Annotated in this window: 9 protein-coding genes; 3 read left to right on the forward strand and 6 right to left on the reverse strand. The window is 44.9% G+C overall.

The features are described 5' to 3' along the window. Positions 1 to 195: sigma factor (locus AB5542_RS11855; RefSeq protein WP_368243086.1), on the reverse strand; the 195-nt coding region annotated here is incomplete at its 3' end. A 105-nt stretch (positions 196 to 300) separates the two neighbouring features. Further along, entirely contained in the window at positions 301 to 1,698 is a 1,398-nt protein-coding gene (locus tag AB5542_RS11860; RefSeq protein ID WP_279038781.1) for an alkaline phosphatase, read from the reverse strand. Positions 1,699 to 1,942: 244 nt separating this feature from the next. Here AB5542_RS11860 and AB5542_RS11865 point away from each other — a divergent pair, with 244 nt between their 5' ends. Further along, positions 1,943 to 2,635, forward strand: coding sequence for an iron-sulfur cluster assembly scaffold protein (locus AB5542_RS11865; protein ID WP_027201981.1), 693 nt, complete (start codon positions 1,943 to 1,945; stop codon positions 2,633 to 2,635). Between the two features lie 109 nt (positions 2,636 to 2,744). Further along, positions 2,745 to 3,743: a GGGtGRT protein gene (locus AB5542_RS11870; protein ID WP_087422584.1), complete on the forward strand. Its 999-nt coding sequence runs from the start codon at positions 2,745 to 2,747 to the stop codon at positions 3,741 to 3,743. Positions 3,744 to 3,793: 50 nt separating this feature from the next. Here AB5542_RS11870 and AB5542_RS11875 read toward each other — a convergent pair whose 3' ends face one another. Next, positions 3,794 to 4,687 (reverse strand): lysophospholipid acyltransferase family protein, encoded by an 894-nt coding sequence (locus AB5542_RS11875; protein WP_087422583.1) that lies wholly within the window; start codon positions 4,685 to 4,687, stop codon positions 3,794 to 3,796. A gap of 657 nt (positions 4,688 to 5,344) precedes the next feature. Between AB5542_RS11875 and AB5542_RS11880 the strand changes: the two genes are divergently transcribed. Further along, positions 5,345 to 9,355, forward strand: coding sequence for a DEAD/DEAH box helicase (locus AB5542_RS11880; RefSeq protein WP_279038783.1), 4,011 nt, complete (start codon positions 5,345 to 5,347; stop codon positions 9,353 to 9,355). 84 nt (positions 9,356 to 9,439) lie between these two features. Here AB5542_RS11880 and AB5542_RS11885 read toward each other — a convergent pair whose 3' ends face one another. The 3 genes from AB5542_RS11885 to AB5542_RS11895 all read right to left on the reverse strand — a co-directional run. After that, positions 9,440 to 10,624 carry a TlpA disulfide reductase family protein gene (locus AB5542_RS11885; RefSeq protein ID WP_279038784.1) on the reverse strand — a complete coding sequence of 395 codons (1,185 nt, stop codon included), beginning with the start codon at positions 10,622 to 10,624 and terminating at the stop codon, positions 9,440 to 9,442. A 29-nt stretch (positions 10,625 to 10,653) separates the two neighbouring features. After that, positions 10,654 to 12,129, reverse strand: coding sequence for a RagB/SusD family nutrient uptake outer membrane protein (locus AB5542_RS11890; RefSeq protein ID WP_279038785.1), 1,476 nt, complete (start codon positions 12,127 to 12,129; stop codon positions 10,654 to 10,656). Between the two features lie 19 nt (positions 12,130 to 12,148). Then, on the reverse strand, positions 12,149 to 13,199 hold a 1,051-nt coding region (locus AB5542_RS11895; protein ID WP_368243089.1), incomplete at its 5' end, for a TonB-dependent receptor domain-containing protein.

Below are 13,199 nucleotides of genomic sequence, written 5' to 3' on the forward strand. Positions count from 1 at the left end.
CAAATGGACTTCGGATTGGAAAAGCATCTTCTTCTCCAGTAGAGCGATAAAAACATCCTGCACAAGATCCTCTATCACCTCCTCGTTTTTCAAGAACTGGGAAGCGAAATAACAAAGAGAACCGTAATACTCTTTGAATATTACCTCAATATTGTTAACTTGACCTTGTACACCAGTAATCTCTCGCTTTTCCATTCTATCAATTTTATTGATGAAATAAAAACTGATAAAGAAATTAAATTCAACGACACCACGCCACCCAATAACATTTAATAAAAAATAAATATTGCTAATTAAACACTATTCATATTTTGCTAAAGTCCTAATTAGTTTAGGAATATCCGTGTTATCCAAACGCCCATTAAACCGTTCCGCACCAACCCCGATAGCATATACCGGAACAACTCCCGCCGAATGTCCTCCGCTGGCCCAGCTAATTTTGGCAAGACGATTCAGTATATTGATGGACAATTGAGCGATCGGCTCATTCTCCGAATACAAATTTTTAACCATTTCAACGGTCTTGCCCGAAAATGTTTCTCGATAACAATTCTTCAAGGTCTGTTCATCTTCCGCCGATAAATTTACGGTATTCCAGAAACCTAAATTCTTCGCCAGAACCTCCTGCACATCCTCCCACACCACCTGACTACTCTTCATATCTCGTAATTCCCGAATCTCACGAGTCAATTTCTCCAGAGACACCCTCTGATTCTCCAATACCCGAAGATTCAATTGATACGAGCCTGTCCCGAGAACGATGCCTCCCGTCTCGTGATCGGCAGTAACCACGATCAACGTCTCATCCGGATGTTTCAAATAAAACTCGTATGCTTTTTGTACCGCATCAGCAAAATCTTCCACTTCTCGAAAAGCCGTGGCAGCATCATTCACATGACAAGCATAATCAATCAAACCACCTTCCACCATCAGGAAAAAACCCTGTTTTCCCCGACACAAAAAATCTATCGCCCCTTCCGTCATCTGACTTAACGTGAAATCATCTTCTTCCCGATCTATCGCGTATGACAACGTCGTCTGAGTCCCACCCTGAATGACCACCAGTTTAGAGGTCTCAACCATCTTTTCTCGAAACATCTCGTTTCCCCGAACAACCAAATATCCCGATTCATGCAACAAATCAAAAAGATTCGTGGAATCTTTCGGGGATACGGATTGAATAATACCTCCACCGCCATATAAATCAAACCCGGCCTCGATGGCATCTTTCCCCAACTCGAAATACATCGTCCGCCGGGGCTGATGCCCGTAAAACGCCGCCGGAGTGGCATGATTCATCCCGACACTGGTAATGATTCCTACTTTACGTCCGGCTTCTTTTGCCCGTACGGCAACACTATATAAAGGCTCCTTCTGTTCCTTATCCATCCCGATCGTGCCATCCTTTGTTTTCTCCCCGGTAGCCAAGGCAGTTCCGGCGGCAGCGGAGCAAGTAACACCATGATAAGAAGAATAAGTCGTTGCGTAATTACGAACCGGGAAACTGGCAAAATTCAGCCCTTTCACCCCGATAACGTTATCTCGTTCGGCCAGATACATTTCTGTCCCGTTCACCTGGTTCACGCCCATGCCATCACCGATAAAATAGAACACGTACTTTACCTGCCGGGACTCACTACAACTTTCGAAAAGGAAAACCAATACTCCAACAAGCCAAATAAATAACAACTTTCTCATCCTCTTACATTTTATTCCTCAAAACTAGGCATAAAGAAACAAAAAGCCAAACACAACAATCATTATTTCCTTTCCATTGGAACTCCACCAGTAATACACTATATTACAATATCTTATCATGCAAACGTATGCACGATTTTATGTTTTATAAGATGTTTTTTATCCAAAACAAATGTGTTAATTTTGCCCGACTTTAAAACAAAGACAAGGTATTTAACAATATATCAACAAAAAAACAAAAACAATGATTTACTCACATGAAGTACAACACATGTGTGTTGTGAAAAAAGGACCGAATCACGGTCCGGCACCCATCCCGGAAGAAGGGAAATGGGTTCGTTCCAAAGAGATCAAGGACATTTCAGGATTGACTCACGGTATCGGCTGGTGTGCCCCACAACAGGGAGCTTGTAAATTGACCTTGAACATCAAGGACGGGATTATCGAAGAAGCATTGATCGAGACGATCGGTTGCTCCGGAATGACCCACTCCGCAGCTATGGCCTCCGAGATTTTACCGGGCAAAACTTTACTGGAAGCCTTGAACACGGACCTTGTTTGTGATGCAATCAACACGGCCATGCGCGAACTCTTCCTGCAAATCGTTTACGGCCGTAGCCAAAGCGCTTTCTCGGAAGGCGGACTTCCCATCGGGGCCAGCCTCGAAGACTTGGGTAAAGGCATGAGAAGTCAAGTAGGAACCATGTTCGGAACCAAAGCCAAAGGTACCCGTTACCTCGAAATGGCCGAAGGTTATGTAACCCGCATGGGTCTTGATGAAGACGGAGAAGTCATCGGTTACGAATTCATCCACTTGGGTAAATTCACCGATATGTTGAAAAAAGGTATTGATCCCAAAGAAGCTGTCGAAAAAGCTACAGGATCATACGGTCGTTTCGCGGATGCAGTAAAATACATCGATCCGCGTCAAGAATAAAACAATTTAGTGATTTACGATTTATGATTAAGTGATAATCACCTAATCAAAAAATCTGAAATCACAAAAGTCGCCCGCGACTTTGTAATCATTAAATCTAAAATTAATTATGGCTTTATTTGAAAGTTACGACCGTCGGATTAATCAAATTAACACGGTTCTAAATAATTACGGAATAAAAGACATCGAAGAGGCAAAAGCCATCTGTGATGCCAAGGGGATCGACCCGTACAAAATGTGTAAAGATATTCAACCCATAGCGTTCGAGAATGCAGCTTGGGCTTATGTAGTCGGTGCAGCTATCGCTATTAAAAAAGGATGCAAAAAAGCGGCTGAAGCCGCCGAGGCTATCGGAGAAGGTTTGCAGTCATTCTGTATCCCGGGATCTGTTGCCGCCGATCGTAAAGTGGGTTTAGGCCACGGAAACCTGGCAGCCATGTTGCTTCGTGAAGAAACCAAATGCTTTGCATTCCTTGCCGGACATGAATCGTTCGCCGCGGCAGAAGGTGCAATCGGTATCGCAAAATCAGCAAACAAAGTACGTCAACAACCGTTGAAAGTAATCTTAAACGGTTTGGGTAAAGACGCTGCCATGATCATCTCCCGCATCAACGGCTTCACTTACGTGCAAACCGAATTCGACTACTACACCGGAGAACTGAAAATCGTGAAAGAAAAAGCATATTCTAAAGGCGAACGTGCCCAAGTAAGATGCTACGGGGCTGACGATGTTCGGGAAGGCGTAGCTATCATGCGTCACGAGGGAGTGGACGTTTCCATCACCGGAAACTCAACCAACCCGACTCGTTTCCAACATCCGGTTGCCGGAACCTACAAAAAAGAGTGTATGGAAACCGGAAGAAAATACTTCTCTGTTGCCTCCGGTGGTGGTACCGGACGTACCCTTCACCCGGACAACATGGCAGCTGGTCCTGCTAGTTACGGGTTCACCGACACACTTGGCCGTATGCACGGAGACGCCCAATTCGCAGGTTCATCCTCCGTTCCCGCACACGTGGAAATGATGGGATTCCTTGGAATGGGTAACAATCCGATGGTTGGAGCCACCGTTGCTGTTGCTGTTTCTATCGAGGAAGCAATGAAATAGTGTTGAGACATCACTTCATAAAAAATCCAGGATTTCAGTCCTGGATTTTTTTATGCTACAACCACCCTCTTATGTTTCCACCGCCGGTGTGACCACAACCAATAAGCAGGTTCCTCCCGGATAAAACGTTCCAGCATTTGAATATGCATTCGCGTCAATTCCCCCGGTTCCAGACTTTTCGGATCAGAACACAGGTCGTAAAACTCGGCATGATAATAACCTCGTTTCACTTTACGCATATTCACGAAAACCACCGGCTGATTCAACTTTCGGGCGATCTTTTCCGTACCCTCCAACACGGCCGTATCTTGATTCAGGAAACGAGTCCAGAAATTAAGAGAATGTTTATTAGGAGTCTGGTCTCCGATAAACCCGGTCATCGTAATCTTCCCCTCTTGCTGATTCTTCAACATAACCCGTAGCGTATCCGCTTTAGCTAAAGGCGTCGCCCCGAAACGGCCTCTAATCTTACAAGTCATCCGGTCAAAGACCTTATTATGTATCGGTTTATAAATCGGGATCAACTCTATATCCTTCTCCCACAACTTGTATGAATACATCATCTCCCAGTTCCCATAGTGGCCGGAAAAAGCGATCACGCTACGTCCTTGTTCAAAATAGCGGTGTGGTACATCCATATTCACCATGACACAACGTTTTTTTAGCTCTTTCTCCGAGATATGCCACAATTTATAAAACTCGGCAAAAGTATCACACAAATGGCGGTAGTACTTCCGGGCAATCTGCCTCCGTTCCTCTTCGCTCTTCTCCGGAAAAGAATTCCGTAAATTCATATCGACAATTTTCCGACGATAACGAACACCATAAAACAAAATAACGAACAACACATCCGTCACCAAATACATCACGGGCAGAGGTAAAAAACTAGCCACCCACAACATTCCATATCCCAAATACGAACATACATTTACAAATAATTTCATCTAAAAAGTATAAATTTCACACGCATTTTAGACTTGATTCCTACGCCAAGTCAATCAAAGATAATACAATTATCAGCCATTCGACGAAAATGATCCAACATTTATACTTTTTCTACACAAATTGCATTCTAAAGCCCCCGTTCATGCTTTAAGCTCTACATCAAAAAACAATATCAAGATCGATTCCCTTGTTACTCGTTCAAGTCAAGGAACAGTAAATGTGGGTCATACCACCCGATAATAAACAAAGAAATATTCCATCCCTCTGTTTTCTTCCGGCAAACCATCACCGCCTTTCTAAACTGCGCCCCCAATATATCAAAAAATAGACTTCTAGGACATCCCCTTTTTAATCCCAATTAATACCTAAATTCTTTATTACAAGTTGATCACTACTTGACGAATACCGTCATGAACCTTATAGATACCTTATAGAAACCTTATATGAACCTTATATATAATAAGGTTCATAAAGTATTCTTATAATCTAAGAAGAATATATCTTACGTATTTCATCTAGTAGTCATCACCTATTTATCACGAAATAACTATTGTACTCGTCAGTACCTGTTTTCGATCTCTTCGCATTTTTCCACGGAACCATTGCATAAGAGCCTATTAATAGTTAATTTTGTACATAATAAACCTCTTATAATCATGGAATCACGCGAAATCCTTGAACAAAAATACCAAGCTTTACCACCCGAGATCAAATATATAGTGGAATTACTAGCCTATTCCTGTTGTCCTATTTCCAAAAGTACACTGGAACGGCTTGAATTACCTTTCGAAAAATCCAAATCAAAACGCCGAGCAATCATCCTCTCGTTAAAAGATTATCCCGAGATTATCTGGCCTAGCAAAAATATACTAGACTCCTACTACGTGCTGGAACCTCACCTTTCCCTTCACCTCTTGCTTCAGCTAGACAAGCAGAAGCGAGATTTTAAAAAGGAAATTTGCGATACCAATTTTTGGAACGGGGCGAATTACCTTGGTAAGCGGGTCCGAGACACGTTATTAAAATACTATTATACCCAAACGCCCTTCAGCTATCTTTCCGTCGCGAACCAAAATATTCACGCCAAATTCTTGCTGGATGCGGCATTGGACATGCCGGAATTTAGCGGAATTGAACATTTTTTCCCGATAACAAAGTTCCTGGAAACCTTCGAAGCAGAAGTCGACATGATGGATGAAACGTTAGAGTTTCCTCCAAATTTCGAACACACGTATCAACGCACGATTTCATTCATCGGGCTCAACCCGCCATATCTAGAAAAACTGGAAAAAACGTTTGCCAGAATCAACGCCCTGTTACCCGGTGACTTAAGTCGTATCCCGGGAGAAAACGCGGTAAATGCCGAGGGATATTATTTACAAGGGATGTACCATCTGTATAAAGAAGACTACCCGCTAGCGATCAAACACTTCGAGGCCGGCATGAAACTCGCAAAGACGGATATACCACAGTGGCCTTTCTACAACTACGGGTACGCCATAGCACTCATGCTGGATAAATCGGAGCAAAGCAACAAACGCATAGCCGTGTTGAGTAAGAAAAAATCCATGCAGGAGGAAGAAGCTTTCCCGGCCGCATTATTATTCATGATACATAAAAACACTCCGGCAGAGGAACTGCACGACACGATTCGGTTACGAGACATCATGTTCTCAACATCTCTCGTCCGGTTGTTAGTACATACGATTCTCCAGCATCACGATCTAGCACTCTCGTCCTTTGGCACAAACAAACATTTATTTGTCCCAGAATTGCAGAAGAACGGGTGGGACCTGCTCTTACTGGAAACTTCCGCACCCTATCCCGAATTGCAGGGAACTCGGGTAGAATTAGAAAAAAAGTTGGGCATCACTCCTTTAATCAGCAGGATCAAAGTCATTCCGGAATGGGAAAAAACGCTGGAGTTATTGCTTCCCTCGAAAAGGGAAAAAACGGTCGGCACGAAAAGCACTTCGCGAATCGTCTATCTTATCGATCCCAAATATCACCACGTACAACCGACGTTACAACAATCCAAAGATGGAATCACATGGAGCGCGGGAAGGAATATCGCTTTAAAACGATATAGTGATAGGAGTCTCCAAGACATGAGCGAAGTGGATGAAAAAATCGCCCGACTCGTGAAACAAAGTTACTCTTACAATGGCCCCAACTACTATTTAAATGACATGGAAGCCATCGCCTGCCTCACGGGTTACCCGCTGGTGTTCCTCGCTTCCAACCCTCGTATCCCCGTGGAGATCGTGGAAGAAAAGCCGGAACTCGTCATTCGCCAGCAAGCCGACGGGTTCACGATCACGAGCAATGCGGGAGCCCCCGACTCGACCATACTGATCACGTGGGAAACCCAGACACGGGCGAAAGTAATTCACATGACAACGGAACAATACACGATCATCAGCACGCTCCAACGCGTGAAAACTTTCCCGCCGGAGGCTAAAGAACGTCTTTTGGAATTAATCAAGCATCTGAACGGAAATATTGTCGTACATTCCGATCTGATCGGTGATCAAGAACAACTCCCGACGATCAAGGGAGACAGCCGTATCGTCGTGCAACTCCTCCCGATTGGCGATTCCCTGCGGGCTGAACTTTTCTGTAAACCTTTCGGGGAAGTTCCTCCATATTGTAAGCCGGGGAAAGGGGCTAAAAGTGTCACGGGGATCGTGAACGAGGAAAAAAGCCTCGCCACCCGGGACCTTGATGAAGAAAAGAGATTCAAGGATGCCGTTTTAGCGGACGTGGAAAGATTATCGGATGACTACGACGGGGACGCTTACGTGTTCCACTCACCGGAAAGTTGTCTGAACCTACTGGAAACGCTAAAACACCGCAACGAGATAGCTTCCATCGAATGGCCGGAAGGCGTTCGCTACCGGATAAAGCATTACATCACGGGGGATAATTTACATCTCTCGCTCACCGGGCGCAACCAATGGTTTGACCTTGAGGGTGAACTGCGTGTCGGGGAAGAGACAATCATGACGATCAGCGAATTGCTGCAAGCCTGCCGCCATAGCAAGGGACGTTTCATTCCCATCGGGGACAAGGAGTATCTCTCGCTCACGCAAACCCTGAAGAGACGTTTGGAAGAACTGGAATCCATGTCCGTCGAGGAAAACAACCGTTTCCGGATACAACAATTCGCCTCTCCTGTTTTTGACAACTGGGAAGAAGAAGGAATTCAATTAACCACGGATAAACGGTTCAAGGATTTACAGAAAAAGATCGAGAAGGCCTCCCGCTTAAAACCAGAAATTCCCGTTACGCTGAAGGCCGACCTGCGGGAATACCAGAAAGACGGGTTCGAATGGATGGCTCGCCTCGAAGCATGGGGAGCCGGAGGATGCCTCGCGGACGATATGGGACTGGGGAAAACGGTTCAAGCCATCACCATGTTGCTACACGTTGCCCGTAAAGGCCCTTCACTCGTCATCTGTCCCGCCTCCGTGTTACCCAACTGGGAACATGAATTACGACGATTTGCCCCCACGTTGAATGTCTACCGACTAAACTCGGCCACCGAAAGACAACAAACCATTACCGCCATGCAACCGGGCGACGTGTTGCTGGCTACATACGGAATGCTTGTCTCGGAAGAAAAAGGGTTGACAGGGAGACCGTGGCAAATGATCGTCTTGGATGAAGCCCACGCAATCAAGAACCGAACAACCAAAATGTCAAAGGCGGCCATGAAGCTACAAGCTGATTTCCGTTTGATTCTTACCGGAACGCCCATTCAGAACCATCTCGGGGAGCTATGGAGCCTGTTTCAATTTATCAACCCGGGCCTACTTGGCAGTCTCGAACATTTCACGGAACGCTACGTGCAGCCCATCACTCAACTAAAAGATAAATCCTGCCAGAATCAACTGAAACGTTTGTTGTCCCCCTTCCTATTACGACGCACGAAGAATGCCGTTCTGGACGAATTACCCCCGAAAACGGAGATCATCCGGGACGTGGAACTCAGCGAAGCGGAAATGGCCCAGTACGAGTTGTTACGCCGAGAGGCGGAAATGACACTGGCTGACGCAACAAACGGGGACCAACTAAAGATTATCGCGGAAATCACTCGCCTACGGTTAGCCGCCTGTAACATAAACTTAGTCAACAAAGCCTTCACCACGCAGGCCTCCAAGGTGGAAACCTTTTTAAACATCGTCAACGAACTCAAGGCAAACAATCACCGGGCTCTCGTGTTCAGCCAGTTCACCTCCCACTTGGCACTTATCCGCCAAGCGCTTGACCAAGCGGGTATTTCCTATTTATACTTGGATGGTAGCACGCCTATCCGTCAGCGGGAGCAACTCGTGGCTCAATTCCAAGAGGGAACATCCCTACTGTTTCTCATCAGCCTCAAAGCGGGAGGATTGGGACTGAATCTCACGGCAGCCGACTTCGTGATCCACATGGACCCGTGGTGGAACCCCGCCGTCGAAGATCAAGCCTCAGACCGGACTTACCGAATCGGCCAAACCCGCCCGGTAACGATCTACCGCCTGATTGCCAAGGGTACCATCGAAGAGAAAATCATCCGCCTGCATCACACGAAAAAAGATCTCGCCGATTCCTTACTCGAAGGTACGGATCTTTCACACAAGCTGACACGGGAAGAGATTCTGGAGCTGTTGAAGCAGGAGTAGGTCATGACCATAAAATCCTAAGCCTTTCATCAATTTAGATAAATCATTGATGAAAGGCTTAGTATTCCCTACTTTATCCCTCTACTATTTCTTGAATATCTTTTCTAATTCTCGATCAAGCCCAGCCGAGTCTCCAACATATTTCACCACGATCTTTCCCTCCGGATCAATCAAAATTTTAGTCGGAATTGCTGAAATATCATACATCTCGTTGAGTTGTTTTTGCCGGTCCCGTTTTTCGTAAATATTCATTTGTGGCCAGTCTATTTTATCTTCTTGGGCAGCTTTTTTAATGACCTCATCCTTACGGTCCGAAGCAATTCCCAGAAGAACAAAATTTTCACCCTTGTATTTTTGATTAATTTGAATCAGATGGGGATGACTTTTCCGGCAAGGTACACACCAAGAGGCCCAGAAATCCAATAACACGTATTTTCCCCTGTAATCTGCCAAATGAATATCTTCGCCCGTGTAAATATTCTTCAACGTGAAATCAGGAGCCGGAGCTCCGGGAGCCAAAGCCGTTCTAACCCGAATCAATTCCGCAAGTTTCTTTCCGGCTTCAGATTGTTGCACCTCGTTTGAAAACCGATCATATTGTTGTTTCAATTCCCCCGCAGTCTTACTAGTCAAACCGGAATTCAAGTATAACCACATAGCGTATTCCCGATTCGGGTGAGAAGTAATCCACTCCGTTGTACGTTGAGAAATTCGTGCCCGCAAAGCATTTTGTTGCTCGAAAACATCCATCTTGGCCACCGAATCATCGGCCAACACGGCATCATTCAACGCATCGTGTAAAACATTTATCTCTTTCAGCTCTTTCAGATTCAGACGTTGTAATTCCATCATCCCTTGGTTAAATTCATCCTCGCTTACCACCTCCACGAAAGGAAAATCTTTCTGGTCACCTTGAATCTCAATTTGGGCCCCGGGACTGACAAAAAAGGTCAAATCAAATTTCCCGGACAAAATCATTCCCCTTTTCCCTTTCCATTTCGCCCGACTTGCTTCCTGCTCTTTTTGGGATAAACGCATAAACGTCAGTTGTTGTCGTTGATCTGCTTTCCCGGAGTACATGAACTCACCGTTCTCCACTTTCAAGGTATCAAACTTGGAATTTCCACCCTGCCTGTCCAAAACGATAATTTTTATATCTTCACTCATCCCGGATAATTTCCCTTTCACCGTGTAACTATCCGTCTGCCCCATCATTTGCTGTATTCCACAAAACAAGCAAATGAATCCGATCAATACTATTCTTTTCATCATATTTCAGTTCATGTCACGACTAACTATCAATTATTATCCACCCATCCGCTGTTAAAGCTCATCACCTTAGGCGGGATCCGGTAAGTCAACCGATCTTCGGTCAACGTGTAGGTTTGTTCACCCACTTTATGGGTATAATTTTTCTTATCATCTTGGAAAAGCGGATCATTCCACAAGCGGCGGATGTCGAACCAGCGCATTCCACTCATCATGAATTCACGTGTTCTTTCCTCCAACACGAAACGGATCAATTTTTCTTTACTATTCACGCTTGCCGGGATAGCGGCCTCTGCTGCCGGCATCCTCTTTTCTCTCAGTGTCAGTAAATCCGCTCTCGCTCCTGTTTCGTCCCCCGTACGGGCCTTACATTCTGCCAGCATCAAGTACAAATCCGGGAGATCGCCACAAACGGTAAACATATAGCGACATACTCTCTTCGAATAAGGCCATTGAGTTACCCCGGTATAATCCTTGTCACTGAAAAACTTCGCCCGATGGTCATTCTTCGAGTACAAAGCCATGTATTCCGGTTTCACGTACACTTGCGGGGGATACAGGAATAAGGTAATCGGCAGGATGCTTACCTGTTTGTTGTATATCAATTCATTATTATCTTCACTCAAGTTGATCGGATAAGTACACGACATTCCCCATTTATTGGAAGCTCCCGTGTAACCCCAATTATAAATCTCTTGGTTATAATCAAACAATTCCAAGATAATGGATGAATTTTGAGTTCCCTCGTAGGCAATTTCCAAAGCCTCCAAAGCTTTACCGTATTCACCCATTGCCATATACACTTTACCTAACATGAAATAACCGGCGGCACGATACACCCGCTGACGATGTTGAGTCTGTAACGGTAAATCAGGACAAGCTTCTTCCAGTTCTTTGGTAACAAAATCATACACGGCTTTTACCGTTCCCCGGGAGAAAGAGGTCTCCCCTGAATTAGCCTTTGTCACGACAGGCACACCGGGATCAGTTGCTGCTGTCGCTTCTTGATAAGGTTTACAGAAGAATTGGGTCAGATAAAAATGCATGAATGCACGTCCCACCCTGGCCTCGGCCAAAAGCTCCTTTTTCTTTTGGGTTGTTCCGTCCTCGGCATCCATCACACCGTTGGCAATAACATTGTATAAATAAATCTGCTGATAGGCTGCACTCCACTCAGCACTGTAATCTTCTTCCAAGAATATATCCGGATCATACGTGTATGCCGCCCGGGCCGAACGTCCCATATTAGTGTATGAAGCCTCATCCGTGATCAATTCGTCCGTCATGTAAATAAAATATATCTCGGACTGCTGTGCGGTAATAGAACCGTTTTCATTTACTTTTGAAAAGATCAGGTTTGACAGGATCGTGTTGTTGAACAACCCGTCATAATGAGCAATCTTTTCCGGAATATCCTTCCCTTTAGGCTTCACATCGAGGAAATCATCACACCCGCAAAGCAAAAGCCCCCATATCAGAAAAAATATATTGTATCTCGTTTTCATATCTTTTCGCATTATATTATTACTTAAAATTAACTGTTAATCCAATCGACCAAGAGGGTCCGAACTGGGTTGCCCGCACGCCATTTCGTAGATTCATTGCCTCCGGGTCTATACCTTGATGGTTGGCCGCCCAGTAGAATAAATTGGATACTTGAAAACGTATCTTGATATTTTCTGCCGACAGACGATCACAGATTCCACTAGGTAAAGCATAGGCCAAGGATAGATTACGCAATTTTATGTACGACGCATCCAGCACCTGTTGATCCGAGAAACGATAGAGACTTATATCCCGACGAGTAGTTGAAGTCTTCGTGTTCGCCTCGTAAGAAGGAATATCCGTAATATTTTCATCCCCGGGTTGACGCCACCGTTTGTCGAAATCCTTGTGCAAGTTCGAGGTGATACGCCCCGCATAAAATTGATTGACATCATTCCGCATTTTATGTCCCAAGTTATAGACAAACATACATGACAATTCTATCCCCTTGTAGCTAAACGTGTTTGTCAAACCTCCATACCAGGGAGCCTGCATGGTTCCCATGTAGCGCATACATTTCAAATCGGTAAGGTCCTGTGTCAGTTTCACCTTCTCCCCGTTCTCATCGTACACTTGCGGGTCTCCCATATTATCCAAACCTGCCCAGCGATAAGCAAATAAACTACCGGCGGCATATCCCTCTACATAGTTTTCATAGATAATACTGGAAGGAGATAAGGCATTTGCAACAGATAACTCTTCAATCTTGTTTTTATTGTAAGTCAATGTAAAATTCGTTGACCAGTTAAACACGCCACTCATATTCTGACTATTCAACGAGAATTCAAATCCCTTATTCGTCATCGTTCCCAAGTTTGCTAAGGCGTTCACCCAACCCGTAACAGGATTCAATGGCACGTTACCCAACAAATCGGTCGTTTTTTTGAAATAAGCATCCAAGCTTCCGTTCAAACGTCCTTGTAACACCGAGAAATCCACCCCAGCATTGACGGTCCGGGTCTTTTCCCAAGTCAATTTATCATTGGCAGGAGTCACGACGTTATACCCTTTACCCGGATAAGTAGCATCC

Origin of the sequence: Butyricimonas sp. RTP31003st1_G1_RTP31003_210430 (assembly GCF_040920905.1) — a bacterium.
Lineage (GTDB): Bacteria > Bacteroidota > Bacteroidia > Bacteroidales > Marinifilaceae > Butyricimonas > Butyricimonas paravirosa.

Bases quoted from the DNA above. Each gene is read 5' to 3' on its own strand.
- AB5542_RS11860 (WP_279038781.1), bottom strand. From the start codon at position 1,698: ATGAGAAAGTTGTTATTTATTTGGCTTGTTGGAGTATTGGTTTTCCTT.
- AB5542_RS11865 (WP_027201981.1), top strand. From the start codon at position 1,943: ATGATTTACTCACATGAAGTACAACACATGTGTGTTGTGAAAAAAGGA.
- AB5542_RS11870 (WP_087422584.1), top strand. From the start codon at position 2,745: ATGGCTTTATTTGAAAGTTACGACCGTCGGATTAATCAAATTAACACG.
- AB5542_RS11875 (WP_087422583.1), bottom strand. From the start codon at position 4,687: ATGAAATTATTTGTAAATGTATGTTCGTATTTGGGATATGGAATGTTG.
- AB5542_RS11880 (WP_279038783.1), top strand. From the start codon at position 5,345: ATGGAATCACGCGAAATCCTTGAACAAAAATACCAAGCTTTACCACCC.
- AB5542_RS11885 (WP_279038784.1), bottom strand. From the start codon at position 10,624: ATGAAAAGAATAGTATTGATCGGATTCATTTGCTTGTTTTGTGGAATA.
- AB5542_RS11890 (WP_279038785.1), bottom strand. From the start codon at position 12,129: ATGAAAACGAGATACAATATATTTTTTCTGATATGGGGGCTTTTGCTT.